Origin of the sequence: Colwellia ponticola (assembly GCF_005885605.1) — a bacterium.
In the GTDB taxonomy this organism is placed as follows: domain Bacteria; phylum Pseudomonadota; class Gammaproteobacteria; order Enterobacterales; family Alteromonadaceae; genus Colwellia; species Colwellia ponticola.
The window spans coordinates 73,340-100,051 of sequence record NZ_SZVP01000005.1 but is presented as its reverse complement, the minus strand read 5'-3'; the positions used below and the strand labels follow the sequence as shown (position 1 = coordinate 100,051).

The following is a 26,712-nucleotide window of genomic DNA, read 5'->3' as shown; positions in this document are numbered from 1 at the left end:
TCGATTGTTACTGGTCATTGTAATGTCATCGGTAAGCGAGTGACAAGCACTTTTAATGTTAGTGGTAAGCCATCGATCATTAGTAATATTGATCATAAATCATTAATAAAAGAAAAATGTTAAAGTATTTACTCAAAACCCTTTATATCTACTGAATTTTGATAGTATGATTGAGTTAGTTTTAATCAAATAAGATAAGAAGTAATTGCATGAAAACTAGAGATAAAATAATCCAAGCCAGTATTGAATTATTTAATGCGCAAGGAGAGCGTAATGTTACTACTAACCATATAGCGGCTCACTTAACCATTAGTCCTGGTAATCTGTATTATCATTTTCGTAATAAAGAAGACATTATTTTATCTATTTACGAAGAATACGCTCGTAGCTTGTTATTAGATACTTTGCCTAAGGTTTCTGCACAAATAAAGCCGCTTGATTCATTGATTCTTTACATGGATTCGGTTTTTCAGACCACGATGAGGTTTCGCTTTTTCTATAGCAATTTACCCGTGTTATTAGATAAAAACCCTGCCTTACGAGAAAAGTATGTTGAGGTACAGCAATCTATTTCAGAGCGTGTTAGCCAGCTATTAATTTCACTTAAAAAAGCCGACTTTATTGATTTTAATGATGATGAATTGGCTGATATTGTCAGTATTCTACGTCTTATTAATACTTTTTGGGTAAGCTTTCATCAAACTCAGACTATGGTTAATGAAATTAATGATTCGGTATTTTACCAAGGCGTACTTAAAATATTAGTTATTTTGCGACCATACACTAAAGCACATGCTATTAGTGAGCTTAATCAAGCCCGTGATGTGTATTTACAACGATGTCAAAAAGAGAGAGAGATAAGTTAAGCTGTTATCTCAAATTGAAAGTTATCAGGTTTTTCGTAACCTTGACTGATATTGAAGTAAAAATTCTCAATGCGGTTCGCACGTTGTAGAACTTCACTAGATTGTACTGTATTCACCGCTAAAGAATTTAGCTGCTCAGTAGATGAACTAGGTGCAATAGCATCTTGTGCGTAAAAGGTTCGATTAATTAACGCATCAAATTCATCGCTGCTATTACGACTGTTATTAGTATAAAAGTTCGAACTGGCTTTGCTCTCTGGGCTACTACTGGCATTAGCACTATGTGCTTGTGATAACTTCTCGTTTTTCAGGGCTAATAGCTCTGATTGTGCCGCGAGAATTTTTTGTGCTGCGCTAGCCGCTACTCTAGTATCTTGTGTTGAGGGATTTGCTGGCGCTAATGCCGCGGCATACACTTTTTGCATCTTAACTATGGTTGCTTGAGGATCGCCAGCTACGCTGCTTAAATCTACGGCTACTTCACCACCGACTGCATATTTTTTGCCATCTGGACCTATTTCAAAAGTATAAGAAGGAGAGCCTGTAGTAGCACCACCTGTGCTAGCATGAGCTAATTCGTGTGCTTTTACTTCTTTGTCTCTTTGCTGTAACTGGCTAATAATCTTTTCATCAACCTGTACTTGCTCGCTGTTTTGGTCAGATTGACCATTTTTAACAGCGTTTACTTTAGGGTTATCTTGTTCTTCTTGTCCCTTCTCTGTGTTTTGTTCTTGTTGACCGCTTTGTTGTTCATTTTGATGGTTATCTTGCTCAGTAATAACGCTTGCTGCATGCTCGGCTTGTTTTCTTAGGCTAGTAAAATCAAGTTGTTCATTGCTTTGTGCGGGTGTTCTAGCACGTTCTTTATCTGAAGCGACACCTTTATCTGCAGCTGATGGGTTGGTACCAATAACCTTGGTGATAATTTCTCGTTGATTATTCTCACGACGCAAACCATCCGTAGGCTGATTGACCACCGTTGCTAAAGGTAAACTTGTGGTGTGCGGAGTAATATTCATAAGTAAAATTATTTACCAATTGTTACTCGATTAAAATGGACAAATTAAGCGGTGACATCGAGTAAAGTGCCAAGAGCGTCATCGGCACTTTTAATGACTTCTGTCGAAGATTTTGCTTGGTATTCAGCCACTTTTAAATTCACAATCTCTTGATTTAAATCAGGTAATTGTGACGGTTTAGCTGAACTACTTAGCTCAGTGCTTATTTCGGTGCTTACTTCACCTTGGTTACCAGGGGCCTTTTGTACGTCAGTATTTAATGTTGTATTCGTAGCAATATCAGCTGCAGCCTTGTTAGCAGTTGCACTTGCATTTTGTAAGCCCTGTAAACCTGAATTGAATGCTGATGGTATTTCCACGGGCAATCTCCTAATAATAATAACTTTGCAATGGTTAATTATTGACCTAAATAGTCAAAAAGTAAAGGTGAAGTTATATATACTGTATCGTTAAATGGATGCTAGCCAGTCGCTCAACACCTGATGAAATTCATCGAGATGGGAGATAAATGGTGCGTGTGAAGCAGACTCAAACAAATACTCATCACTGTCAGGTGCTAAGTGGCGAATTTTTTCAATAACTGTTTTAGGTATTAAGCTATCGTTAAGGCCGTATAAACGCAAAAAAGGTTGCTTGATATCAGTTAGTTGCCGGCGAAGATCACACTGACTTAATAATTTTAGTGAATGAGCTAAAACTTTTTGATCAGGGAGAGGGTGCGCCATAACTAGCTGACTGATTAATTTCAAATCTTGTCGAATATGTGGGCTACCCATCGCTTGTATTTTCAAAAAGCCACTGATTGTTTTTTCAGTATCATTAGCTAATTGTTTATGAAAATTATCTAATACCTGTGCTTTTATACCCGGCCAATGATTAACTTGTTGTTCGACAAAATAAGGACTGCTGGCCACCGTAATTAATGCTAAAACTTTTTCAGGGTATTTGAGTGACATTTCTGTGGCAATTAATCCACCTAAAGACCAACCAAGATAAATAGCAGGTTGGTCAATAACCTGTTCAATATGTTGGCAAATATTAGTTAAAGAGTATGGTGTTATATCAAGGTCACTATTGAGGCCAAAACCAGGAAGATCAATTGTTATTAGTTGGTAGTGACTGTCTTTATTGTCATTGAACAGCGCAAGTAGTGGTTGCCAAACACCTGAATTTAGCCCCCAACCATGAATAAGTACAATAGGAATGATAGGTTTTTTAAGTGAGTTGAGAGGAGAAAATGTGGAAAGTGTTAAATTTTTTGCCATGCTTATCAGAGCGCCTTAGGTACTTAGAGAATGAAAGAATAAAATATCAGTTTATAACATATTGAACAGTAGCAGAAGGGAAGTGATATGCTATGGAAGCTAGACTTAACTAAGTTTAAAAGCTATTACCTTAATGGCCTTAAGCACATTAGTTGTTGTGATTTATGCGGTGCAAAAATTAATAACACCGACTTACTTGGTTATCAGCTCTCACAGGCGCTATTGTGTCAACACTGCATTAATGATTTACCTTATTTTGATCAAAACGTCGTTGCGGGAAATCTACTGAATTGGCCTGCTATTTATCATGCTTTACCTAAAATTCATTTTGAGCGACTATTTGCTGTATCACCCTACATTTACCCTTTTAATCATTGGCTAGCTCAAATGAAATATTTAGGTCGTTTTGAGTTAGCGGGTTTATTTAGTACTTTGCTCTGCGCTCAATGGCAAAAAATGTTACAAACTAATATTATTGAACCTGTCGATTTAGTATTGTCAGTACCTTTACATATTAAAAAATGGCAAATACGAGGTTATAATCAAGCACACCTCATCGCAAAAGATTTTGCTGAGCAATTATCATTACCCTATGAGGCTAACCTTGTTATCCGAGTGAAAAATAATGATAGTCAGATGGGTAAAACAGGTCATCAACGACGAAAGAACTTAGCGAATGCCTTTGCTTTACAATACTCATTAGCGAGTAATGTTAAGCATATATTGCTTGTTGATGATGTGGTTACCACGGGTAGTACTGCCAGTGAAATCAGTAAATTATTAAAGCAAGCTGGCGTTGAAACAGTTACCTTAGTTACGGTTTGTCTGACATTACCTAAATAGAGAGCTACTTAATCCATAGATCACTTGTGGCTAAAAACGTCAAGGCTAGAACAAAAGCATAGAAATCATTGGCACATAACTAGATAGCAGCGTAAAATGGTTATACTTGACTAAAGTAGTCGGGTATTTTTTAACTAGATACCTTAAACTAGAGACTTCTATCGTGAATCAAAGAGACTTTAACATGGCGTTAAAGTCATGTTATTGTAAAGCGATAACCGTTTCAAAGAGCAAAGAGAGCAAAAAACAATGATCACTATTTCAGAAAACGCTCAAAAGCATTTTATTAATTTACTTTCACAACAAGCTGAAGGTACTCATATTCGTGTTTTTGTTGTAAACCCTGGTACAGCGAAAGCTGAATGTGGCGTATCATATTGTCCACCTGATGCGGTTGAGGCTGATGATATTAAACTTCCTTTTGATGGTTTTTCAGCGATGGTAGATGCTGATAGTAAAAGTTTTTTAGAAGATGCTGAAATTGATTTTACCACTGACAAAATGGGATCGCAGTTAACGTTAAAAGCTCCTAATGCTAAATTACGTAAAGTGGCTGATGATGCGCCTTTGTTTGAACGAGTACATTACTTTTTACAAGCAGAAGTAAACCCTCAGTTAGCGGGTCATGGTGGTGAATGTACTTTAGTAGAAATTACCGACGATGGCTATGCAGTACTACAATTTGGCGGCGGCTGTAATGGTTGTGCACAAATTGACGTTACCGTAAAAGATGGTATTGAAAAGCAATTAATTGAGTTAATGGCAGGTGAAATTAAAGGCGTTAAAGATGCTACCGAACATGAGCGCGGCGAACACTCTTATTACTAAAGTGTAACGGTGAAAGTTCAAACCTCGCTAATTAGCTATGATTAAATTATTAGAAAAACTAGGCCAAAACCCACAGCACAGTTTAAGACTGTTTTTACGTGGGCTTGGCCTTTTTATTATTGGTTTGTTCTTTATTGCTTTGGGCTATTTTTATCATCACCTTTGGCAAATAATTGGTATTATGACACTGATATTAGCATGCTTATTAGCCGCGTATGGTTATGCAGGCATATTTGCGAATCGCTGGCTAAATATACTCTATCGCACCCAATCGACAAGCAAACGCTCAAGTAAATAATAGATAATACCTAATGACACTTATCATCCAGTTAATAAAACAATATTGGCTTAGCATGACGGTTATTTTACTTGCTGCTATTGCCACTTTATCTTTATGGCCTGTTGCTCACTTGCCGCAAGTACCCGGCACTGATAAAACCCACCACTTTATTGCTTATGGCGCGTTAATGTTACCTGTAGCATTAGCAAAGCCTAAATATTGGTTATGGATAGCTTTAGGCTTTGCTGGCTTTAGTGGTGCGATTGAGTTAATTCAACCTTATGTTAATCGCTATGGCGAATGGCTTGATATGGCTGCCAATGTTGTCGGTTTGGCTTGTGGCATTATACTCGCGCAGCTTATTAACTACTGTAGCTCATGTAACGTTAAGTATTAGCACCTCTTATTTAAAAGCGATGTTAAACATTTCGCTGGTCAAAGTTAAGCATAAGTACTTTCTGCTTGATAGTAATGAAAATGCCACGCTAAACTTATCCCTCTCACCAGCATAAATGCCGAATAAGCAGCCCATAAACTGTGATTACCCATATCTTGTAATAAATACCATACGGGAAAAAAACAGCCGAAAGTTGCTACTATCATACTATTTCGCATGACCTTAGCCTGCATTAAACCAATATAAACACCATCATATAAAAAGCACCAACAGGAAACTAGCGGTAGTAATACCATCCACGCGATATACTGTTGAGCGAAGTCTATAACGCTAGGAATGTCTGAAATTATCGTTAAGAAAAAAGAACCAAAAACGGCAAATAACAACGCATAAAAACAAGCAAAGATAAAACTCCAAAACAGTGATATATTTACCGTTCGTTTCAGCTCTTTAAGGTTTTTTTCCCCATGAGCTTTACCCACCATAGCTTCAGTTGCATTGGCAATACCATCTAAACTAAAAGAAATTAGTAGTAGAAAATTCATCAAAATAGCATTAGCGGCGACGACAGTATCACCTAGCCGTGCACCTTGAAAAGTGATAAACAACAAGCAAGCTTGTAAACATAATGTACGGATCAAAATATCACGATTGAGCTGGAAGTAATTGCGTAATACTTGCTTATTTAATAATAGTCGGTTGAATTGTTGCTTATCTAAGAGTAATTTTTTCAACGCGTTTTTATAGTATTTTGCAATAAAAACTATACCTAATGACATACCCGAGTATTCTGCGAGTAAGCTTGCTAAAGCCACGCCTTGTACTTGCCAATTAAAAACATAAACAAACACCAAGTCTAAAAAAACGTTGACTAAGTTGGTGGCAATGAGTACCCACATCACCGTTTTTCCCTGTTGATTACCGATGAGCCAACCCAGAATTACCAAGTTTGCTAGTGATGCAGGGACTCCCCAAATACGAATTTGTGCATATTGATAGGCATACCATTGTACTTTTTCTGAGCCACCGGCAACCGTTAGTGCAATATCAAGAAAAGGACTTTGCAGTAAAATGAGTAATAGTCCAATAATAAAGGCGAGAAAAACGCCACGCAGTAATACGAGCAAATTTTTGGATAAATCGCCGAGTCCTAGTGTTTGCGCACTTAAACCCGTTGTCGACATTCGTAAGAAGCCACAAAGTGACACGACTAGGGTAATGAGCATAGCGCCAATGGTACTGCCGCCTAAGAAATAAGCATGCTCGAGATGCCCTATTACAGCCGTATCGACTAGCCCGAGTAGGGGAACGGTGATATTTGACAAAACCATGGGTAAAGCTAAGTAAAATAAGCGTTTGTGTTGTTCGAAAGAGCTAGTCTTTATCAAAAAAATATCCTAAAGTTCCAATAGAAAAGATATCATTATACCTATTTCATTACATTTTAAGGATATATACCATGAAACATATGTGGCGGAGACTACTTTCAGTTTCATTATTATTGAGCGTTACGCTTAGTAGTCATGCAGCCGTTATTTTACAATACCACCACGTTAGCGAAAGTACGCCAGCAAGTACGAGTATTTCGCCAAAACAATTTGAAGTACATTTACAATATCTCAAAGATAATAACTTTACAGTAGTACCTTTATCTGAACTCATTGACGGTATTAAAAAGCAACAACCATTACCGGATAAAAGTGTCGCTATTACTTTTGATGATGCTTACATCAATGTGTTAACAAACGCTAAGCCCATTTTAGATAAATTTTCTTTTCCGTATACCATTTATGTCAATCCCGGTATTATTAATCGTAACGATAGTAAAGAGAAATCACAATATTTGTCATGGGCACAACTAAAATCAATGGCAGATGAAGGCGTTATTATTGCTAACCATGGTTACGAACATGATTCAATGGTACGTATTAGTGAAGGACTAACGCAAGCACAATGGTTAAGTAAACAAACAGAATTATTATTAAAAGCTGAAGCCATTATTAAAGAGAAGACAGGGCAAAGCTGGCGATATTATGCTTACCCTTATGGCGAATATGATTTAGCCGTACAAGCATGGGCTAAAGCGAATAACTTTGTTGCTTTTTCTCAGCAATCAGGTGCAATTGATTTATCAACTGATTTAACCAGTGTACCTAGGTTTCCAGCTTCTAAGCCTTATGACAAACTGTCTAGCTTACGTGATAAGTTAAACTCGTTAGCATTTCATATTAGTTTTACTGGTGACAATGCGGAAACAGTATTTAAATATAAAGAAGCCAAAAGCATTATATTTGATGTTGATACTAGTGACTTTTATAAATCAGCGTTAAGTTGTTATATCTCTAGTTTAGGCAAACAAAAAATCACTTGGCATGATGATAAAAGCTTTAGCATCACGTTTAGTGATGACCTTCCTGTTGGTCGAGTGCGTGCTAATTGCACTGCGGCAAGTATTAGTAAGCCAGGACGTTACTACTGGTATTCTAAACCTTGGTTTATCTTAAAAGAAGATGGTAGTTGGTATCACTTATAAAAGCTAAATAGTTGCCTTTTGGTGTACTTATAGTACTTATACCAATTATTGGTAGAGCGCGACTATTTTTTTATAGTCGCTTAATAAATTATCACTATTAATTGTTGGTACTTCGCCTATCGCTTGCTCAGGCCTAAAAATGGCAGCAACTTTGCCAGCAGGATTGATTAATACTAATGAAGCACTGTGATCAACCCAGTATTTTTCCTCTCCTGTAACTACATTTTTACTCGATTCTGCATTTGTAATGGCGTACATCAACCCTAAATTTCTAGCAAAAGGAAAAAGCACATCGTGCTCTGCGCGCAGTGCTTTAAAGTTAGGATTAAAGTAGTTAATGTATTTTTTTAGTTTTTCACTACTGTCTCTTTTCGGGTCAACTGATATTAATAGCACTTGGCTATTCTTGGCAATAGTGGTGAGATCTTGATAAATAAAATTAAGGTTTTGTAGCGTTGTTGGGCAAACATCGGGGCATGAAGTATAACCAAAAAAAACAAGTGACCATTTGTCGAGCAACTGGTTATTATTAAAAGGCTGCCCTAGCTCATCCGTTAAGGTAAAAGCGGGCAGTGGTCGTGCTTGCTTATAATGTAAGGCATATTCAGGCGTAGAAAGTTGTTTGGTTTGGGTTATAAGATGAAAACCAACCGCACCTGCGGTGATTGAAATTAAGGCAATAATGCCATAGATTTTTTTATTCATTGAAGTCCTTCTTTAACATTGTTATTTAGCAGCCATTTGGCTTTAATGGGTGAGCGACACTAATAAATTTATAATTATTAACCTATTGGTAGCCAGTAGTGGTCGAGTAATAAAATAATAAAAAGTAACATAAGGTGCACAATTGAAAACTTAAATGTTGCCATCGCGGTATCTGTTTTTGCATGAAATTTAAGCTGAAAAGCATAAGCAAAAAAAATCACATTTAAACTACAAGCACCAATTAAGTATAACCAATTGCTCATCCCCACTAAATAAGGCAGTAAACAAACCAAAAACAGTAAGACTGTATATAGCAGTATCTGCGTTTTAGTGAAGCTTACGCCATGGGTTACCGGTAGCATAGGAATATTTACTTTAGCGTAATCATCTTTACGATGTATCGCTAGCGCCCAAAAATGAGGTGGTGTCCAAGTAAAAATAATAAGCACTAACAACAAGGCGTTAGGTGTAATTTCATTGGTCATTGCGGTCCAACCTAATAACGGTGGTATGGCACCCGCTAAGCCACCAATAGTAATATTTTGCGGTGTGGCACGCTTTAAATACATAGTATAAACAAAGCTATAACCTACCAAGCCCGCTAAGGTCAAAAATGCAGTAAGTGGGTTAACTAAGCTATATAAAATAACAAAACCCAAACAAGCCATCGTTGTGGCAAAAATAATGGCATTAGTAACACTAAGCCTTCCTTCAGGTAAAGGTCTGTTATGAGTTCTGCCCATCACAGTGTCAATTTTCTCGTCAACAATATGATTAATCGCGGCGGCGGCAGAAGACAATAAACCAATACCAAGCATGGCAGGTATGAGTAATTGCCATGGTAATCCCCCGGGTACAGACAGACTCATACCTACTAATGCGGTTAGCACCAATAGAGCGACAACTTTAGGCTTGGTGATATCGTAATAAGCACGCCAATTGGTGAAAACAGGCTTGATAGCAAAGGGCTGGTGTTCAGTATTCATTGCAGGTGATATTACTGTTATCGTTTTATGAATAACTTTACTCATAATGCCTCCTTAGAATTATTTTTTAATTTATACGTTAACGCTATTAGACTTAGCATTAAACAAGCAGCGACAATATTGTGGGCAACGGCTACTTTTAGCGGTAACGAAAACCAAACATTACTCACCCCCAAACTAATTTGAATAATTAATAACACTAATAACGTCATGGCGGCAGTTTTTATCGAATAGTTCCTTGCTTTGATAAAGACCATAATGGCCAACCACGCGAGAAATGTACTCGTAATAATAGCGCCTAAACGATGACTGACATGAATAGTTACGCGTTCATTATGTGCTAGATGACCAAATTCATAGCTTTCTTTACTGGGAGGAATTAAGTCAAATGACTGCTCAAACGTTAAATTAGCTAACCAATCCCCCTGACAAATAGGTAACTCTACACAACTCATTGCCGCATAATTTGAAGACGTCCAACCGCCCAGAGCAATTTGTACCGTTAAAATGCTAATGCCTAATAACGCATAACGACGGTATTTTTTTAACTGAGAATCCACTAAGTTTGCTCCTTTAGCGTGAACTCCTTTCGCTTTAATGCGCAAATATAATAAGAATAGTAAGCAAAGTGTGGTAAAACCACCCAGTAAGTGCGCCATAACCACTATCGGCATTAATTTAAGAGTGACTGTCCACATGCCAAGTGCAGCTTGAAAAACAACCACCAATAAAATAAAAAGTGGCAGCAAGATGGGGTAGTTAATTTTAGTATTTTTTGAAAAACGTAATTTAATTGAAAATAATACGATAGCAGCAATAAGTAAACCAAGGCTGCCAGCGAAATAGCGATGAATCATTTCATTCCATGCCTTACTTGGTTCAACAGGGCTTTGTGGAAAGGCTTGTTTGGCGGTGGCAATTTGCTCACTGGTTTGAGGAACATCAATCAAGCCGTAGCAGGTTGGCCAGTCAGGGCAACCTAAGCCAGCATGAGTTAAGCGGGTATAAGCGCCCAAGCCAATAACCACAATAGCCAATAACAGGCTGAACAGTACTAAATGTTGTAGTGTCTGTACTTCTTTACTGTGCTTTGCCATCAAGTTAACCCACCTTAGAATATTTTAATAACTTTTTCATATCCGCGATGATTGCCTTACTAAAATCGACTTGTTGCACTATTTCTTCTGGTAGTTGATATCTTAAAATAATATTACCTAAAGGGTCCGCAATAAGTACTTGTGGCGCTTGTAGTAGTTTATTCATTTGCGGCGTTACCGGTACTATCTGCCACTGACTTTTAGCCAGTTGTTTATATTGTTGAGTAGAAAAAATATTATTATTAAGTAATAAGGCCGAAACCCTTGGCATATCTTTTCCGAGCGCGACATAACTGTTATGTACGGTTTCAATGTTATGTAAACACAACTCAGGGCATACGTCAGGGAGTTTATAAATAATAAGCCATTGTTGAGTAAAAGCTGACTGATTAATACCTAACTCCTCCACGGTGAGTTTTTGTGATAATAATTTACCTTGATTCGTGACGCCAAGTTTTAACCACTGATTATCTAAAGCGAGTTTAGCTAAGAGTAGCGGCAGTACAAACACCGTAATTAACAACAATAAACTACCACGACTGCTATGATTTGCGTTGTTCGTATTAAAGGAAGTCATTAATTTAGTCATAGGTGAAAGCCTTATTTTTCTTTTTATTATGGTCAGTGTTATTGGTAATCTTTTTCTGTGTTTTTATCCGAAAAACAATCATCAATATTAGCCAAGCGATAGCTAAAGCAGCCCATTGAAAAGCATAGCCTAAGTGTTTTTCAGCAGGCATCACCATTGGCTGCCAATTTTTTACATAACCGATATCTTCCTTTGCATTTACATAGATAACAAAAGGCAATAGCGGCTTATTTATTGAGGTTGAGATCAGGGTAGAAAATTTATCTACTTCAATTTGTTGTACACGTAAAGGCCAGCTTGGCTGAGTAAAGTTTTGTGCTTGTAACATAATGCCTTGTTCAATAATACGCACATTCCCTTGAAAACTAGTTTGACCATATAAAGGGGTAATGTCAGGGAGCACACTGCGATCTTTTGAACCTTGCACCCAACCTAAATTAACTAATACCGCATAATTGGCAGTTTCTACCACTTGTAATACTCGATAGCCTAAAGCACCTTTTTCAACTTGGTTATCGAGTAAAAAGAGGTAGTCGCGATTAAAGATCCCTTTAATAATCACAGGAAAATCATTAATACTTTCTTGCGCGTTAAGCAGTACCTCTTTAGATGATTTAGATAGTTGATATGGTTTAGCAAGCTCGACAATTTTACTTAACGTGAATGGCGACTCAGCATTAAGCTGTACCATACGAATAGCTCGCTGCTGCTTTTCTACTCCACGGTTATACTGCCAGATAGACAGCTTCACTAAACAAATAAAAACGATAAGCGTTAGCCCTACCCAAAGGGCATTGTTGAGCAATGATGTTGGTTTTTTTGTGTTCGGCTGTTGAATATATTTCAAAAAATAACACCTTATAAAATATAGACAAAAACAAACAGTATTACCCATACCACATCAACAAAATGCCAGTACCAACTTGCCGCTTGGAAAGCAAAATGTTTTTCAGGGGTGAAATGACCTTGTAATATTCTAAACCACATTACTATCAACATAATGCAGCCTAAAGTAACGTGCATGCCGTGAAAGCCCGTTAATAAATAAAAAGTATTTCCGTAAACGCCACTATCGAGAAATAGACGCATTTCTTCAGAATAGCCGTGTGCATACTCCAGTACTTGAAAAAAGATAAAAGCTAAACCAAGCACTATAGTTAAACCAAGCCAGGTTTTAAGTGCACTGCGGTTATTTTTTATTAGTGCACTATGAGCAAAGTGAGCGGTAATAGAAGAGGTTAATAATAAAATCGTATTCAGTAGTGGTAAGCCAAACCATCCCATGGCTGAGGTTGTTGTGCCTCCAGGTGTAGTGAGTAAAGGCCAATGGGCAACAAAGTCAGGCCAAAGTACCGCGCCGGTAGCGGCGTTGTTACCTGCCCCACCCAGCCAAGGCACCGAAAACACCCGTAAATACAGTAAAGCACCAAAAAAAGCGGCAAAAAACATGACTTCAGAAAAGATAAACCAGCTCATCCCTTGGCGAAATGATTCTCCCATTTGTGCTGAGTACTTACCTGCTAAAGACTCTCTAATAACATCACTAAACCAACCGATTAGCATGTAAATAACCAGCGCAATACCAGCTAGTAGTAAATAACCGCCATATCCACTTTGTTCCTTGGCTAAATCGGTTACATAGTTAGCCGCACCAATAGCAATAAAAAATAGCGCCACCGCACCAACAATTGGCCAATGGCTTTGACTGGGTACGTAATAATTTTCGTATTCTTTATTAGTCATTGTTTAGCCCTTTTTTTAGTGGAATCCTATGACGATTTTTCGCTTATGTCATATAAAGTGTAGGATAACGTTAAGGTATTGATATCAGAGGGTAGCTCTATATCTACATAAAATTGTAAACCCATTTCGACATCACTTCCTGCTGTTAGCGGTTGCTGGGTAAAGCAAAAGCATTCAATTTTATGAAAGTAATTAGCCGCTAAACCTGGCGATACTGAAGGTACTGCTTGTCCGGTAATGTCATAAGAGGCATTGTTTTTTGCATAAAAAGAGACGACTTTCATCTCACCTGGATGGACATTTATCTCATTAATTACCGGTTCAAATTGCCACGGTATTCCTTTTGCATTACGGGTAATAAATTGTACTTTTACGGTGCGTGAGCTATCGATACCTGTGGTGTTATAACTTGCGGCGGTATTACTCGTTTTGCCATTTAAACCGGTAATATCACAAAATACATCGTATAAAGGCACGAGTAAAAAACCAAAGCCAAACATTGCTAGCACCACAAGCAGTAATTTTTTTACTGTGGTGTTGTTATTTGCCAGAGTATTATTTTTATTGCTCTTAGCGCTGTTAGTATCACTAGACATATAAATTAATTCTCGTGTTGTTTATCAATATCTTGTTGTGATGGTGGTGCACTAAAAGTATGGTAGGGAGCAGGACTTGCTACTGTCCATTCTAACCCTACGGCCCCATCCCAAGGTTTTGCTAGTGCTTTTTCACCACCGCGAATACATTTTATAACTACCGCCAGAAAGATAAGTTGTGACAAACCAAAAGCAAAGCCACCAATACTTACCCACTTATTAAAATCAGCAAACTGTAATGCATAATCAGGTATTCTGCGCGGCATGCCTGCTAATCCTAAAAAGTGCATTGGGAAAAACAATAAGTTTACTGAGATTAAAGAACACCAAAAGTGCCACTTACTTAGCGTGTCGTTGTACATATGGCCAGTCCATTTAGGTAGCCAGAAATAAGCGCCAGCGTAAAGAGAGAATAACGAGCCAGTAACCAAGACATAATGAAAGTGAGCGACAACAAAGTAGGTGTCGTGATATTGAAAATCAACGGGTGTCATTGCCAGCATTAATCCTGAAAAACCGCCAATGGTAAATAAAATTACAAAGGCAATGGAAAATAGCATAGGTGTTTCAAAGCTAAGCGAACCGCGCCACATGGTTGCTACCCAGTTAAAAATTTTAACGCCAGTAGGCACGGCAATTAGCATAGTGCAGTACATAAAAAATAATTCACCAAATAGCGGCATGCCGGTGGTGAACATATGATGTGCCCAAACAAGAAACGACAGTAAGGCTATGGATGACGTTGCGTAAACCATGGAACTATAGCCAAAAAGTTTCTTGCGAGAAAATGCCGGAATAGTAGTAGAGATAATGCCAAATGCAGGCAAAATCATAATATATACTTCAGGATGGCCAAAGAACCAAAAAATATGTTGGAACATAACAGGATCGCCACCACCAGCGGCATCAAAGAAGCTAGTACCAAAATACGTGTCGGTTAGTATCATGGTTACTACGCCCGCGAGAACAGGCATAACGACAATTAATAAATATGCGGTAATAAAAAAAGTCCAGACGAACAATGGCATCTTCATATAAGTCATGCCAGGCGCACGCATATTCATGATGGTAACAACAATATTAATGGCGCCCATAATTGAAGAGATCCCCATAATATGAACGGCAAAACCAAAGAAAGCAGTACTACCATTTGAGTAAGTTGTTGATAAGGGCGCGTAGAAAGTCCAACCGAAGTTAGGTGCACCACTTTCCATAAAAAAAGAACCGAGCAAAATAGCAAAGGCAAAGGGTAGGATCCAAAAGCTCCAGTTATTCATCCGTGGTAGCGCCATGTCTGGCGCCCCTAGCATCATTGGTAGCATCCAATTAGCAAAGCCGGTAAAGGCTGGCATAATAGCGCCAAAGACCATGACTAAACCGTGTACTGTCGTTAATTGGTTAAAAAAATCAGGCTCTACTAGTTGTAGACCAGGTTGAAATAACTCAGCGCGGATCACCATAGCTAAAGCGCCACCCGTTAGCAGCATAATAAAAGCAAACCATAAATATAAGGTACCAATATCTTTATGGTTAGTGGTATATAGCCAGCGTTTTATGCCGGTCATTTTGTGATCATGGTTCCCGCTGTTGTCGCCTTGGTTTACCGCAACCTCTATATCAGCAGTACTGGTATTGTTTAGGGTATCTGTTGTCATTATTGTTCTCCACTCACGGCTTTTACATCAGCGCTTTGCACTAAATCACCGGTATTATTGCCCCAAGCATTTCGTTCATAGGTAACGACAGCGGCTATTTCTTTTAATGTTAGTTGTTTACCATAGGCTTGCATGCCAGTACCTGCTTTACCGTTAATAACTATGTCGATGTGATCTTTGATAGTGCCTGTAGCAATAGCGCTGCCTTTTAATGCTGGGAAGGCTGGTGGTAAACCTAACCCTGTTATTTGATGACAAGCAGAGCAGTAAGCTGTGTAGGTTGTTTCGCCTAATTGCATTAGCTCTTCTTTGGACATTGAACTACTTAACGAGGCTTGCTCTGCATTGGCTGCTTGGGCGATACGCTGCTGCTGTTCAGTTAACCAAATGTCATAATCTTCTGGTGATTTAACTTCAACGACAATGGGCATAAAGCCATGATCTTTGCCGCATAATTCAGCACACTGACCACGGTAGGTGCCTGGCTCATCGACTCGAGTCCAAGCTTCATTAATAAATCCGGGGTTAGCATCTTGTTTAATAGCAAAAGCAGGTACCCACCAAGAGTGGATAACGTCATCAGAGGTGATTAAAAACCTGACTTTTTTATTAGTAGGGATAACAAGGGGTTTGTCGACTTCGAGTAGATAATTTTCATCTTTAACAACGCTTGTTTGTTGTTGGTTTTGATATTGTTCGCGAGGTGTTGAGAGCACCGAATAATATTCGATATCTTGATCAAAATATTTGTAATGCCACTTCCATTGTGAACCAGTGATTTGAATGGTGACATCAGAATTTTCATTATCCTCCATGGCGATAAGCGTTTTTGTTGCTGGGATAGCCATGGCAATTAACAGCACAATGGGAATAGCTGTCCATAAGATTTCTACTTTAGTGCTTTCATGAAAGTCAGCGGGTTTTGCTCCTTTAGATTTTCGATGAAAGATGATTGACCAAAACATAATGCCAAAAACCAATATGCCAATAACAGTACAAATATAGAGTACTAACATATGCAAGTCATATACGTCTCTGCTAACCGCGGTTACTCCTTTTGTTAAATTTAGCTGTGTATCTGCCCAAGCTACATTAGTAACGACACTTACCAACATTAGCAAAATTAGCTTATGTTTTCCCACACGGTATCTCCTCGTTTTAATGATAGAGAGCAGATGCGCAGCAATGCCTTTCATAAGCCATTGAGCTAAATATCTGCTGTTATTTTTCTAATGACAACGGTTACTAATAAATGAAATTGATGTTCATCATAATTTGATAAAGTAGAACCGTGCATTATTAGCGCATCAACGATATTTTATTCTTTTTATATGTTTGCTTTTTATGTGTTGTTGTTAATAGAGTTAAGCCTAAAATAGATCTAAGTCAAATTTTGTATAGTTAAGTACTACCAATAGGACTAAGTTACTCAATAAGTTAATTCGTTTGATATCACCAAATAACTTTTTTAATTTAATGGGGGGAGGAGCGTTAAATATAGTGAGAGTGTTATTAAGAAAGGGGTTTAGTTATTTTTATGGGGGGTGTAAAAGCGTGGTAACTTGGGGGGGGGGTATAATGCTCATGGTATGAATTGATAAAAAAGAAATGCCGTAATAACGCTAAGGTCATTACGGTGAATAATGGTCTTATGTGGTGATAACTACATCCAGCGACCGCTGCGAATAATACCGACGGCAATACCTTCAATAGTAAATTCTTGGTTAGCTAGGTCAACTTTAATAGGCTCGAAATCTTCATTTTCGGCATGTAAATAAACAATATTACCTTCACGCTTAAATCGTTTTACAGTAACATCATTTTCAACACGAGCAACAACAACTTGACCATCTTTTACTTCAGTCGTTTGGTGTACAGCCAGCAAGTCACCATCTAAAATACCAATGTTCTTCATGCTTTCACCATTTACACGCAAAAGATAATCGGCGGCAGGATGAAATACATTACCATCCATTTTATAATGTTCTTCAACATGCTCTTGCGCTAATATAGGCTCACCTGCGGCAACACGTCCTATAAGCGGCAAGCCTTCTTCTTCAAGCATGTCATCAACTAAGCGAATCCCTCGAGAGGTACCTGCAAGCATTTCAATATAGCCTTTTTTTGCCAGTGCTTTTAAGTGCTCTTCAGCAGCGTTAGCTGATTTAAAACCAAAATACTTAGCGATTTCAGCACGCGTAGGAGGCATACCTGTATCTTGAATATTTACTTTTATTAAATCATAAATTTGTTGCTGTCGTTTAGTCAGCGGGCGTAATTCGGTTGTTGAATCTATCATAGCTTTAGCCTGTAAATTTCCACAGTGTTACTGTCATTATATACAGGCTGCAATAAAAGGCAAGCCACATAGCTTGTAGCACTTTTATTATATAATAACCCCTAAATTTTCAACGTCATTTCTGTATCAATACTCATCATAAAAATAGTAGCCATAGATCACTTTTAAAAGTGATTTTCTAATAAATTATGCTGAGGTAGCTGACAAATAACTTTATGGTCTACAGTTAGGTAGTAGTAAAAGATCAATAAATTTTTAAAAGGTATTTATCTTATGTTATTAAAAAGTAAATTATATATCAGCTTGATTTTGGCTATTGTTTTACCACTAACTATTTCAATCTTGCTTTTTTCGTATAGTTTGCGTACGCATACTGAAGAAAAGTTACGCGATATAGACTTACCTACTTCACTAAATGAAGTGAAAAATGCTATTGAATTAGAATTAACTACACCGGTTATTATCGCAAAAGAAGTGGCGCAAAATACTTTTGTTAAAGCGTGGTTGAACAATAATGAAAACATCAATGAACGCCAAGATTTTATTGATTATTTAGCCGCAATAAAAAACGATAATAAAAATACACTTCGCGCGTTTATCGCCTCTAAATCATCGGGTAACTATTACTCTGGTGATGGTGACGTCAGAAAAATGAATCAACAAGCTGATCCATGGTTTACTGAGTTTTTAGCGTCGAATAAAAATTATGTCTTAAGTGTCGATATTGATGAAATAACTAAACAACCGACGTTATTTATCAATTACGTTATTATCAATCGTGGTGAAAGAGTAGGGGTAGCAGGTATTGGCTTAACGTTAAACGCTATGGTGCAATTAGTTAAAAATTATCGTATTGGTGAATCTGGTATTGTCTATTTAGTGACGGATTCAGGTAAGATAATGTTACATGGTGAGCAAACAAAAATTGGTCAGTCTATTGATTTAGAATCGATTAAAAACGGTAAAATGATTGAACGTGAAATGAATAATGAAAATCACATTATTTCGAGTAGTCAACTGACTGGAATATACTGGCACTTAGTGGCCGAAATCCCATCAAAACAATTATATGGCCCGTTAAACGATGCAATAAACAAAAACGTAATGGTGGGTGTTGTGATTGCTTTTGTTGGCTTTATATTTGTTCGTATTTTAGCGTCGCAAATATTTCAACCCATTGAACAAATTACCGATGCAGTAGGGGCTTTAACCGAAAAAGATGGTGATTTAACAGTGCGTTTACCGGTTAACAATAACAATGAGATAAGTGAATTGGCTACTAAATTTAACCTTTTCTTAGCGCAACTTCATGAAATGTTCAAACAAGTCTCTATTTCAGCAACACAGGTAAAAAATATTTCAGAGCGAGTAGAAGAGCAAGTACAAGATGCTACTCACTTAACTGAAGTACAATCGTCTAGTACGCAAACGGTTGCCGCAGCGGTCACTGAAATGGAAATGACTGTGCAAGATATTTCAAATAGTGCCAATGATGCTTCACAAATAGCCTTATCAACAGAAAGTACCACGTTAGAAGCGTCAAGCTTTGTCAATAACACCATCATCCAAATGCAGAAATTAGAAGAGTCGATGGCCTCATCGGTTAATTCTGTGGTCGAGTTATCAGCAGAAATTAAGTCTATTTCTCATGTGTTAGATGTTATTAAGGGTATTTCAGAACAAACTAACTTATTGGCATTAAATGCCGCCATTGAGGCCGCCCGAGCTGGTGAACAAGGCAGAGGTTTTGCTGTTGTTGCTGATGAAGTGAGAACGTTAGCGAAAAGAACGGCTGAATCTACAGAGCAAATAAATGAAATGATCGAGACTTTAAATTCAAAAGCTTCAACGACCGTAGGGGCTATTGAGTTAGGCAGTAAAGGCACCCTTGAAAATGCTGAGCGTTTAAAGAAAACAGGTTTGTCTTTAGATGATATTGCTCGAGAAATAGTTAGCTTAACTGAAATTAATGCCACTGTAGCTACTGCCACTCAAGAGCAAACCATTGCAACTTCAGAGATAAGTCAAAATATCGTGATGATTTCAGATTCTTCAGCTCAAACCAAAGAAAATATGATCAAATCTCAATCGCTTTGTAATGGTTTAAATAAAGAGTCGAACACTTTACAGGAGCTCATCGGAAGGTTTACTATTTAAGGTATATAAACGTAATAAAAAGCAGTCTTAATGTCGAAGATGTTGCTAAAAAGTGCCTTTAAGGCACTTTTTTTTGTGTCAATATTTATTGTGCAAGTGCCTGGTTGTAAACCAGCATAAATATAAGCAGTTCAATGAACTTATTAACAAATTTTGAAAAGGATAAACAAATGCCTACAGTGGGTTTTATTGGTATCGGCCTGATGGGTTTACCTATGTGTAAACAGCTATTAAATGCAGGGGTTGATTTAACGGTATTTAATCGTAACAAGGATAAATGTCAGCCGTTAGTCGACTTAGGCGCTAAAGCGAGCGACAGCGTAGCGCAATTGGCAGCATCTGTTGATGTGATCATGATGTGTGTTTCTAATACCGATGCAGTGCAATTAGTGGTTGAGCAATTAGTCCCCTTTCTAAGTAAAGGGCAAACTATTATTGATTTTAGTTCCATTGCCCCTGATGCCACCGTGGCACTTGCTGAGCAAGTCGCTGAAAAAGGTGTAGCATGGCTTGATAGCCCAGTATCGGGTGGCGTCGCTGGCGCCGAAGCGGGTACGCTTGCTATTATGAGTGGCGGTGATGAGCAAGTGGTTGAGTCAATTAAACCATTACTTGCGCCACTTAGTTCTGCAGTTACTTACATGGGGCCTGTCGGCTCAGGACAAACCACCAAGATTTGTAATCAGATGTTAGTAAGCTGTAATGTGTTAGTGATGGCTGAAGTGATGGCGATGGCTAAACGTTGTGGCGTTGATGCTTCGCGTATCCCACAAGCGTTAAAGGGCGGTTTTGCTGATAGTATTCCGTTGCAAATTACCGGGTCACGCATGGCTACTCAAGATTTTGACGAAGTGAAATGGCATGTAAAAACCCTACTTAAAGATTTAGATATGGCTAATGCTTTAGCCAAAGATAATGGCAGCGCAATACCTATGGCAGGTTTAGGCGCTGAACTGATGCGCGCGCACGCCAGTCGTGGTTATAACGAACAAGATCCAGCAACATTGGTGGCGATGTACGAACAAGACAGTCGTAGCCATAGCGCAAGTACAGGAGAACAATAATGAGGTTAGCTGCCAACTTATCGTTAATGTTTACCGAAGTGCCGTTACTTGAACGCTTTCAAGCCGCTAAAAATGCTGGCTTTGAGGTAGTAGAAATACAATTCCCTTACGTTGAAAGTATCGCTGACTTAGTTGCCGCTAAAAGTGCCGCTGGCGTTGAGGTGTGTTTGATTAATGTACCCGCTGATGACTTAATGGTTGGTGGTGAAGGCCTGGCTGCAGTACCTGAGAAGCAAGCGCAGTTTGTACAAGCGTTAAGCCTTTGCGCTGAATATGCCAACGCATTACAAGTAAAGATGGTTAATGTTTTACCAGGGCGTTGCTTAGATAATGCTCGCAAAGCACAGTACCGCGACACACTTATTAGTAACTTAAGTAAGGCCGCGACTTTTTTTGCAGAACACGATATTTTAGTCACCTTTGAAGCGGTCAATACTCGTGATATGCCTAACTTTATTATTCATAATACCCAGCAAATGCTTGATGTGATGAATGAGGTAGCGCATGACAACCTGAAAATGCAGTTTGATGTTTATCATATGCAAATTATGGATGGTCAAGTGAGTAACAGCATTCAACAGTACGGGCATTTAATTGGCCATATTCAATTCGCCGACTTACCTGGTCGTGGCGAACCTTTTACTGGTGAGTTAAGTTTTGCCAATATTTTTGCCAATATTCGTGATAGTGCTTATCACGGTTATGTAGCTGCAGAATATAAGCCAACTGTGGTTACCCAAAACAGTCTTGGCTGGATGAAGCAACTAGATATAGCGTGGTTAGCTGGCACTGCAAGGGTTAAATAATATAAATAACTGCTAACTTAGCTTTAGCTTATATTGGAGGGTATGCGTTAGTTTATGGTATAGCTAAAGCATAAGTTATGCTAAATAAGCTATATATAGCTCTTGCTAAACGCGCTTAGCTCACGTTAGAATCTAGTCGCGTTTATTGAGCTGCCCAGGCTATGTTAACTCTACCTAGTGGCTCACACTGTTATTAATTAACAAATAATTATTAAGTAATAAACGCAACACTTGTCGGAGTGCCAAAGGCTGAGATCGCGAAAGCGGGATCCGTAAAACCTGATCAGATTAATATCTGCGTAGGAAACAAGAGAGAGTAGCTAAAACTTAATATTGAGGTTTTAACCCCACTCTTTTTGCCTCTTCTTTAGTCTATTATGCTAGAGAAACTCCGCCGAATTTTTATTTTTTTCATGCTTTCATTTGCCTCATTTTGGTAAGAAAGTTAGAAAAACAAAAACAAGGTGCGACCATGACTAACTCAACGACTGTTGATAATGTAGAAAAAAAAACACAAACACGACGCGAAAAACGTGAAGCAGCAGCAGCGTTTTTAAAAAACGTTTCTGATCAATCTTACCCCAATTCAAAGAAGGTTTACGTCTCGGGTAAAATCCACGATATTAAAGTCGGTATGCGTGAAATTACCCTGACCGATACCTTAGTTAGTGGCAGTAAAGATAATCCAGTATATGAGCCAAACGAGCCATTATGTGTTTATGATACCTCAGGTGTTTACACCGATGACAATGTTGATATTGACGTACATAAAGGTATTCCACGGTTACGTGAGGCGTGGGTTGATGCCCGTGGTGATGTCGAGTTTTTAAGCGAAACCAAATCAGTATACGCCCAGCAACGTCTTGACGATGAAGGCGTTGATGAAATACGTTTTGAACATTTACCTAAAATGCGTATCGCTAAAAAAGGTAAAAACGTTACGCAAATGCACTATGCCAAACAAGGCATCATCACCCCAGAAATGGAATATATCGCCATTCGTGAAAACCTCAGGCGAGAACAAGTGAAAGACGATATTTTACTGCAGCAACATCAAGGTGAATCGTTTGGTGCTAGTATTCCTGAGCAAATTACCCCTGAATTTGTGCGTGATGAAGTTGCCCGTGGTCGCGCCATTATTCCTGCTAACATTAATCACCCTGAAGCAGAGCCAATGATTATTGGTCGTAACTTTTTAATTAAAGTTAACGCCAATATTGGTAACTCAGCGGTAACTTCTTCAATCGAAGAAGAGGTTGAAAAGCTGGTGTGGTCAACTAAGTGGGGCGCTGATACCATTATGGATTTATCAACCGGCCGTAACATTCACGAAACGCGCGAATGGCTTATGCGTAATGCGCCGGTACCTATTGGTACTGTGCCAATTTACCAAGCGCTTGAAAAAGTCAATGGCGTGGCTGAAGACCTTACTTGGGAAATTTTCCGCGATACGCTAATCGAACAAGCCGAGCAAGGTGTTGATTACTTTACTATTCATGCTGGCGTGTTATTGCGTTACGTGCCAATGACAGCCAAACGTGTTACCGGTATTGTATCGCGTGGTGGTTCAATCATGGCGAAATGGTGTTTAGCGCATCATAAAGAAAATTTCCTTTATACCCATTTTGAGGATATTTGTGAAATTTTAAAGCAATACGATGTGTCATTCTCACTAGGGGATGGTTTACGTCCAGGTTCAGTGGCTGATGCTAACGATGAAGCCCAATTTGCTGAATTACATACCTTAGGCGAGCTAACTAAAATTGCTTGGCAGCATGATGTACAAACCATTATTGAAGGCCCAGGTCATGTGCCTCTGCATATGATTAAAGCCAATATGGAAGAGCAACTTGAGCATTGTGGTGAAGCGCCGTTTTACACCTTAGGGCCATTAACTACCGATATTGCCCCAGGTTACGATCATATTACTTCTGGTATAGGTGCCGCTAATATTGGTTGGTATGGTTGCGCTATGCTTTGTTATGTAACCCCGAAAGAGCATTTGGGTTTACCGAACAAAGACGATGTAAAAGCAGGGTTAATTACCTACAAAATTGCCGCCCATGCCGGCGATTTAGCGAAAGGCCATCCGGGCGCACAAATTCGTGATAATGCGATGTCCAAAGCACGCTTTGAGTTTCGTTGGTACGACCAATTTAATATTGGCTTAGACCCAGAAACGGCAAAAGCTTACCATGATGAAACCTTGCCACAAGAATCAGGCAAAGTAGCGCATTTTTGTTCAATGTGTGGTCCTAAATTCTGTTCAATGAAGATCTCCCAAGAAGTTCGTGATTACGCTGCCGATCTTGATAAAAATGCTATCGAGATCAAACTACTTGATGAAACGGTGACCATTACCTCGGATGCCGCCATTGAAAAAGCGATGCAAGAAAAGTCTGCTGAATTTAAAGCAACGGGTAGTGAAATTTACCAACTAGCCGACTAGAAAAAGCCGTGTACTGCCTCCTTGAAAAGTACTTTTTATCGAGGCGTATTACACGCGTTTTCGTTTATTGCCGAGAGATTAACTCGGCAATATCTTTCGTTATATCGACATGGCTTTAGGTAGGTAAATATGAATATTGCCATTATTGGTGCAGGTTTGATGGGGCGATTACTCGCCCTGTCTTTACTGCGTACCGGCAAGCAGATCACCTTATTTGATAAAGATAGTAAATTAGCTCATAACAGTGCCGCTTATGCTGCCGCTGGCTTATTAACACCGCTAGGTGAGTCACTACACAGTGAACCTAATATAGTTAACATGGGCTTTGAGTCATTACGTTTGTGGCCAGCGTTGCTCGATAGTTTGGATGAATATACTTTTTTTCAACAAACCGGCGCCATCATGGTAAGCCATGAACAAGATAAAGGTGATTATCAACGCTTCGTTAGACACCTTAATAATAATTATGCAGAGCACAAGTTGCATTCACTTAATCGTGCTGAGCTGTTAGCGCTAGAACCAGAAATTGGTCGCAGTTTTAATCAAGGATTATACCTACCAGAAGAAGGGCAAATAGGTAATCGCCGTTTATTGATTGCCTTGCGAAAACAACTGGAAAAAGAGGGTGAGCTTAGCCTTGGCGTGAGAAGACTAAACTGGTTCAGTGAGTGTCATGTCTGTGCTATTAACAATAGCGCTAGTCACAGTAAAGTCAGTTACCAACAAGATGGCATAAATGCCAGTCAGTCTTTTGATTTAGTGATTGATTGTCGAGGTACTGGCGCTAGCATAAACAATAGCCAAGCCGACAGCGCGCCGTTAGCTGATTTACGTTCAGTACGCGGTGAGTTATTCCAACTCTTTGCCCCCGATGTACACATTTCAAGACCGATACGATTAATGCACCCCAGATATCAGCTTTATATTGCGCCAAAGCAAAAAGGTTTTTATGTGGTTGGCGCGACAGAAATTGAAAGTGATGATAATGCACCGATGACAGTGCGCTCTGCTATGGAATTATTGAGCGCAGCTTATAGCGTGCACCCTGGTTTTGCTGAAGCCAGCATTCGTCAACACGTCAGTCAATGTCGACCAGCGTTTAGCGATAACCAACCTAAAATTTTCATGCAGGGTAGTTTAATACAGGTTAATGGCTTATTTAGGCATGGCTTCTTAATTGCACCAGTAGTGCTAAAACAAGTGTTAGCACTGGTCAGTAACCAGATAAATAATACTAACGAACAGTTACCTTATAGCGATTATTTTTACACAGAACAGTTACAAAAAGAGGTAGTTTAATGACTATTCATATTAACGGTAAAGCTTACTCATTAGGTGAAGCCGAGTATATTAGTGTCAATAATGCTTTAATATTGCACTTTACTGAGCCACAAAAAACGACCTTTGCGGTAGCGCTTAATGGCGATTTTGTCGGTAAAGCAGATTACGACTCTACCGTAGTAAAAAGCGGTGATAGTCTTGATGTATTGCAGCCAATTCAGGGCGGATAATTTTATGTCTCTTACTATTTATGGGCAACAGTTAACTAGCCGTTTATTAATTGGTAGCGCGTTATACCCTTCGCCACAGGTGATGAAACAAGCGATCCTTGCCAGTGGTTCACAAGTGGTCACTTTATCGCTTAAACGACAAAACCCTACAGAACAGTCAGGTCAACAAATATGGCAATATTTACAAGAGATCGTCAGCCAAAATAATGGCCATTTACTGCCTAATACCGCTGGTTGTAAAACGGCAAAAGAGGCGGTGACGCTAGCCAAAATGAGCCGCGAAATATTCCAGACTGATTGGCTAAAGTTGGAAGTTATTGGTGATGATTACAACCTACAACCCGATCCTATTGAGCTACTCAGTGCAACCGAGCAACTACTCAACGATGGCTTTAAGGTGCTACCTTATTGCACCGACGACTTGGTGTTGTGTCAACGCTTGTATGATTTAGGCTGTGAAGTCATTATGCCGTGGGCTTCGCCGATTGGCACCGGTAAAGGCTTGATGAATCCATATAACTTAGAGACCATTCGCTTGCGTTTACCCCAGGCCACCTTGATTGTAGACGCGGGTATTGGTAAACCATCTGATGCGTGTTTGGCGATGGAAATGGGTTATGACGGGGTATTGCTTAATAGTGCAGTGGCTTTGGCCGATAACCCGGTATTGATGGCAAAAGCCTTTGCTCAAGCATTACAAGCCGGTGAACAAGGTTATGTGGCAGGGGTAATGCAACAGCGGCAGACTGCTCATCCCTCTACGCCGACACTCGATACACCCTTTTGGCATCAGAACTAAATGACTCTTTGCGGTAATAGCAAATTAAGGCGTCCAATGTACTCATTGGCTCACGTCAACTTCGTGCCATTTGCTTGTAATTTGACTTTACTGCGGTAAGTAATGTAATTCATTTTATAGGATGAGTTTCATCATTTTCGGCATGGAGATTATTTTCGTCAACTTGCTGTGTTAACGTCACTCCCGACCTTACTTGTCGGGAGTCCATTGTCTGTTTTTATAAAG

General features: G+C 38.9%; 27 protein-coding genes and 1 riboswitch. Of the genes, 13 read left to right on the top strand and 14 right to left on the bottom strand.

Going from position 1 to position 26,712, the window contains the following annotated elements:
* The first annotated feature begins 209 nt into the window (after positions 1–209).
* Positions 210–866, top strand: a complete 657-nt coding sequence (locus FCS21_RS07635) for a TetR/AcrR family transcriptional regulator (RefSeq protein WP_138622061.1) — start codon at positions 210–212, stop codon at positions 864–866.
* On the opposite strand, the gene FCS21_RS07630 is transcribed toward FCS21_RS07635, so the two are convergent.
* From FCS21_RS07630 to bioH, 3 genes are all read right to left on the bottom strand, one after another.
* A complete protein-coding gene (locus FCS21_RS07630) occupies positions 863–1,885 on the bottom strand; it encodes a putative metalloprotease CJM1_0395 family protein (RefSeq protein WP_138622059.1) in 1,023 nt (340 codons plus the stop codon). The two genes, FCS21_RS07635 and FCS21_RS07630, sit on opposite strands and share 4 nt — an antisense overlap.
* Before the next feature lie 44 nt (positions 1,886–1,929).
* Positions 1,930–2,244 (bottom strand): hypothetical protein, encoded by a 315-nt coding sequence (locus tag FCS21_RS07625; RefSeq protein WP_138622057.1) that lies wholly within the window; start codon positions 2,242–2,244, stop codon positions 1,930–1,932.
* A gap of 90 nt (positions 2,245–2,334) precedes the next feature.
* Positions 2,335–3,150, bottom strand: a complete 816-nt coding sequence (gene bioH, locus FCS21_RS07620; RefSeq protein ID WP_138622055.1) for a pimeloyl-ACP methyl ester esterase BioH — start codon at positions 3,148–3,150, stop codon at positions 2,335–2,337.
* A gap of 87 nt (positions 3,151–3,237) precedes the next feature.
* Between bioH and FCS21_RS07615 the strand changes: the two genes are divergently transcribed.
* The 4 genes from FCS21_RS07615 to FCS21_RS07600 all read left to right on the top strand — a co-directional run bounded on the left by FCS21_RS07615 (position 3,238) and on the right by FCS21_RS07600 (position 5,498).
* Positions 3,238–3,993: a ComF family protein gene (locus tag FCS21_RS07615; protein ID WP_138622053.1), complete on the top strand. Its 756-nt coding sequence runs from the start codon at positions 3,238–3,240 to the stop codon at positions 3,991–3,993.
* Positions 3,994–4,242: 249 nt separating this feature from the next.
* On the top strand, positions 4,243–4,821 hold the full coding sequence (nfuA, locus tag FCS21_RS07610) for a Fe-S biogenesis protein NfuA (RefSeq protein WP_138622051.1): 579 nt from the start codon (positions 4,243–4,245) through the stop codon (positions 4,819–4,821).
* Between the two features lie 37 nt (positions 4,822–4,858).
* Positions 4,859–5,119 (top strand): hypothetical protein, encoded by a 261-nt coding sequence (locus FCS21_RS07605; protein ID WP_118056146.1) that lies wholly within the window; start codon positions 4,859–4,861, stop codon positions 5,117–5,119.
* Positions 5,120–5,132: 13 nt separating this feature from the next.
* On the top strand, positions 5,133–5,498 hold the full coding sequence (locus tag FCS21_RS07600) for a VanZ family protein (RefSeq protein WP_138622049.1): 366 nt from the start codon (positions 5,133–5,135) through the stop codon (positions 5,496–5,498).
* 44 nt (positions 5,499–5,542) lie between these two features.
* On the opposite strand, the gene FCS21_RS07595 is transcribed toward FCS21_RS07600, so the two are convergent.
* Complete coding sequence (locus FCS21_RS07595; protein WP_246047098.1) at positions 5,543–6,886, bottom strand: MATE family efflux transporter; 1,344 nt, start codon at positions 6,884–6,886, stop codon at positions 5,543–5,545.
* A gap of 71 nt (positions 6,887–6,957) precedes the next feature.
* Between FCS21_RS07595 and FCS21_RS07590 the strand changes: the two genes are divergently transcribed.
* Positions 6,958–8,031 carry a polysaccharide deacetylase family protein gene (locus FCS21_RS07590; RefSeq protein ID WP_138622047.1) on the top strand — a complete coding sequence of 358 codons (1,074 nt, stop codon included), beginning with the start codon at positions 6,958–6,960 and terminating at the stop codon, positions 8,029–8,031.
* 45 nt (positions 8,032–8,076) lie between these two features.
* Here FCS21_RS07590 and FCS21_RS07585 read toward each other — a convergent pair whose 3' ends face one another.
* The 10 genes from FCS21_RS07585 to lexA all read right to left on the bottom strand — a co-directional run bounded on the left by FCS21_RS07585 (position 8,077) and on the right by lexA (position 17,701).
* Positions 8,077–8,736 carry an SCO family protein gene (locus FCS21_RS07585; RefSeq protein WP_138622045.1) on the bottom strand — a complete coding sequence of 220 codons (660 nt, stop codon included), beginning with the start codon at positions 8,734–8,736 and terminating at the stop codon, positions 8,077–8,079.
* Positions 8,737–8,813: 77 nt separating this feature from the next.
* A complete protein-coding gene (cyoE, locus tag FCS21_RS07580) occupies positions 8,814–9,722 on the bottom strand; it encodes a heme o synthase (RefSeq protein WP_246047121.1) in 909 nt (302 codons plus the stop codon).
* 41 nt (positions 9,723–9,763) lie between these two features.
* Positions 9,764–10,819: a COX15/CtaA family protein gene (locus tag FCS21_RS07575; RefSeq protein ID WP_138622041.1), complete on the bottom strand. Its 1,056-nt coding sequence runs from the start codon at positions 10,817–10,819 to the stop codon at positions 9,764–9,766.
* Positions 10,820–10,823: 4 nt separating this feature from the next.
* Entirely contained in the window at positions 10,824–11,408 is a 585-nt protein-coding gene (locus FCS21_RS07570) for a redox-active disulfide-containing membrane protein (protein WP_246047096.1), read from the bottom strand.
* Positions 11,401–12,255, bottom strand: coding sequence for an SURF1 family protein (locus FCS21_RS07565; protein WP_246047095.1), 855 nt, complete (start codon positions 12,253–12,255; stop codon positions 11,401–11,403). The genes FCS21_RS07570 and FCS21_RS07565 overlap by 8 nt, the downstream gene beginning before the upstream one ends.
* A gap of 11 nt (positions 12,256–12,266) precedes the next feature.
* A complete protein-coding gene (locus FCS21_RS07560; protein ID WP_138622037.1) occupies positions 12,267–13,151 on the bottom strand; it encodes a cytochrome c oxidase subunit 3 in 885 nt (294 codons plus the stop codon).
* Positions 13,152–13,177: 26 nt separating this feature from the next.
* A complete protein-coding gene (locus tag FCS21_RS07555; RefSeq protein ID WP_138622035.1) occupies positions 13,178–13,747 on the bottom strand; it encodes a cytochrome c oxidase assembly protein in 570 nt (189 codons plus the stop codon).
* A gap of 5 nt (positions 13,748–13,752) precedes the next feature.
* Positions 13,753–15,312, bottom strand: coding sequence for a cytochrome c oxidase subunit I (gene ctaD / locus FCS21_RS07550; RefSeq protein ID WP_246047119.1), 1,560 nt, complete (start codon positions 15,310–15,312; stop codon positions 13,753–13,755).
* A gap of 89 nt (positions 15,313–15,401) precedes the next feature.
* A complete protein-coding gene (coxB, locus tag FCS21_RS07545; protein WP_138622031.1) occupies positions 15,402–16,544 on the bottom strand; it encodes a cytochrome c oxidase subunit II in 1,143 nt (380 codons plus the stop codon).
* A 521-nt stretch (positions 16,545–17,065) separates the two neighbouring features.
* Complete coding sequence (lexA, locus tag FCS21_RS07540; protein WP_138622029.1) at positions 17,066–17,701, bottom strand: transcriptional repressor LexA; 636 nt, start codon at positions 17,699–17,701, stop codon at positions 17,066–17,068.
* 273 nt (positions 17,702–17,974) lie between these two features.
* Between lexA and FCS21_RS07535 the strand changes: the two genes are divergently transcribed.
* From FCS21_RS07535 to FCS21_RS07505, 7 genes are all read left to right on the top strand, one after another.
* Entirely contained in the window at positions 17,975–19,858 is a 1,884-nt protein-coding gene (locus FCS21_RS07535) for a methyl-accepting chemotaxis protein (protein WP_138622027.1), read from the top strand.
* Between the two features lie 134 nt (positions 19,859–19,992).
* Positions 19,993–20,922: an NAD(P)-dependent oxidoreductase gene (locus tag FCS21_RS07530; RefSeq protein ID WP_222927955.1), complete on the top strand. Its 930-nt coding sequence runs from the start codon at positions 19,993–19,995 to the stop codon at positions 20,920–20,922.
* Positions 20,922–21,728 (top strand): hydroxypyruvate isomerase family protein, encoded by an 807-nt coding sequence (locus FCS21_RS07525; protein WP_222927954.1) that lies wholly within the window; start codon positions 20,922–20,924, stop codon positions 21,726–21,728. Before FCS21_RS07530 ends, FCS21_RS07525 begins: the two co-directional genes overlap by 1 nt.
* A 225-nt stretch (positions 21,729–21,953) precedes the next feature.
* Positions 21,954–22,051: riboswitch (TPP riboswitch) on the top strand.
* A 149-nt stretch (positions 22,052–22,200) separates the two neighbouring features.
* Positions 22,201–24,177, top strand: coding sequence for a phosphomethylpyrimidine synthase ThiC (gene thiC / locus FCS21_RS07520; RefSeq protein WP_138622023.1), 1,977 nt, complete (start codon positions 22,201–22,203; stop codon positions 24,175–24,177).
* Positions 24,178–24,306: 129 nt separating this feature from the next.
* Positions 24,307–25,476 (top strand): FAD-dependent oxidoreductase, encoded by a 1,170-nt coding sequence (locus FCS21_RS07515; protein ID WP_138622021.1) that lies wholly within the window; start codon positions 24,307–24,309, stop codon positions 25,474–25,476.
* Positions 25,476–25,688, top strand: a complete 213-nt coding sequence (gene thiS / locus FCS21_RS07510; protein WP_138622019.1) for a sulfur carrier protein ThiS — start codon at positions 25,476–25,478, stop codon at positions 25,686–25,688. The genes FCS21_RS07515 and thiS overlap by 1 nt, the downstream gene beginning before the upstream one ends.
* 4 nt (positions 25,689–25,692) lie before the next feature.
* A complete protein-coding gene (locus FCS21_RS07505; RefSeq protein WP_138622017.1) occupies positions 25,693–26,487 on the top strand; it encodes a thiazole synthase in 795 nt (264 codons plus the stop codon).
* The last annotated feature ends 225 nt before the right edge of the window (positions 26,488–26,712 follow it).

Excerpts from the sequence above, each read along its gene's own strand:
- FCS21_RS07635 (WP_138622061.1), top strand. The coding sequence starts at position 210 with ATGAAAACTAGAGATAAAATAATCCAAGCCAGTATTGAATTATTTAAT.
- FCS21_RS07630 (WP_138622059.1), bottom strand. The coding sequence starts at position 1,885 with ATGAATATTACTCCGCACACCACAAGTTTACCTTTAGCAACGGTGGTC.
- bioH (WP_138622055.1), bottom strand. The coding sequence starts at position 3,150 with ATGGCAAAAAATTTAACACTTTCCACATTTTCTCCTCTCAACTCACTT.
- FCS21_RS07615 (WP_138622053.1), top strand. The coding sequence starts at position 3,238 with ATGCTATGGAAGCTAGACTTAACTAAGTTTAAAAGCTATTACCTTAAT.
- nfuA (WP_138622051.1), top strand. The coding sequence starts at position 4,243 with ATGATCACTATTTCAGAAAACGCTCAAAAGCATTTTATTAATTTACTT.
- FCS21_RS07605 (WP_118056146.1), top strand. The coding sequence starts at position 4,859 with ATGATTAAATTATTAGAAAAACTAGGCCAAAACCCACAGCACAGTTTA.
- FCS21_RS07600 (WP_138622049.1), top strand. The coding sequence starts at position 5,133 with ATGACACTTATCATCCAGTTAATAAAACAATATTGGCTTAGCATGACG.
- FCS21_RS07590 (WP_138622047.1), top strand. The coding sequence starts at position 6,958 with ATGAAACATATGTGGCGGAGACTACTTTCAGTTTCATTATTATTGAGC.
- FCS21_RS07585 (WP_138622045.1), bottom strand. The coding sequence starts at position 8,736 with ATGAATAAAAAAATCTATGGCATTATTGCCTTAATTTCAATCACCGCA.
- cyoE (WP_246047121.1), bottom strand. The coding sequence starts at position 9,722 with ATGAATACTGAACACCAGCCCTTTGCTATCAAGCCTGTTTTCACCAAT.
- FCS21_RS07575 (WP_138622041.1), bottom strand. The coding sequence starts at position 10,819 with ATGGCAAAGCACAGTAAAGAAGTACAGACACTACAACATTTAGTACTG.
- FCS21_RS07570 (WP_246047096.1), bottom strand. The coding sequence starts at position 11,408 with ATGACTAAATTAATGACTTCCTTTAATACGAACAACGCAAATCATAGC.
- FCS21_RS07560 (WP_138622037.1), bottom strand. The coding sequence starts at position 13,151 with ATGACTAATAAAGAATACGAAAATTATTACGTACCCAGTCAAAGCCAT.
- FCS21_RS07555 (WP_138622035.1), bottom strand. The coding sequence starts at position 13,747 with ATGTCTAGTGATACTAACAGCGCTAAGAGCAATAAAAATAATACTCTG.
- ctaD (WP_246047119.1), bottom strand. The coding sequence starts at position 15,312 with ATGACCGGCATAAAACGCTGGCTATATACCACTAACCATAAAGATATT.
- lexA (WP_138622029.1), bottom strand. The coding sequence starts at position 17,701 with ATGATAGATTCAACAACCGAATTACGCCCGCTGACTAAACGACAGCAA.
- FCS21_RS07535 (WP_138622027.1), top strand. The coding sequence starts at position 17,975 with ATGTTATTAAAAAGTAAATTATATATCAGCTTGATTTTGGCTATTGTT.
- FCS21_RS07530 (WP_222927955.1), top strand. The coding sequence starts at position 19,993 with ATGAACTTATTAACAAATTTTGAAAAGGATAAACAAATGCCTACAGTG.
- FCS21_RS07525 (WP_222927954.1), top strand. The coding sequence starts at position 20,922 with ATGAGGTTAGCTGCCAACTTATCGTTAATGTTTACCGAAGTGCCGTTA.
- thiC (WP_138622023.1), top strand. The coding sequence starts at position 22,201 with ATGACTAACTCAACGACTGTTGATAATGTAGAAAAAAAAACACAAACA.
- FCS21_RS07515 (WP_138622021.1), top strand. The coding sequence starts at position 24,307 with ATGAATATTGCCATTATTGGTGCAGGTTTGATGGGGCGATTACTCGCC.
- thiS (WP_138622019.1), top strand. The coding sequence starts at position 25,476 with ATGACTATTCATATTAACGGTAAAGCTTACTCATTAGGTGAAGCCGAG.
- FCS21_RS07505 (WP_138622017.1), top strand. The coding sequence starts at position 25,693 with ATGTCTCTTACTATTTATGGGCAACAGTTAACTAGCCGTTTATTAATT.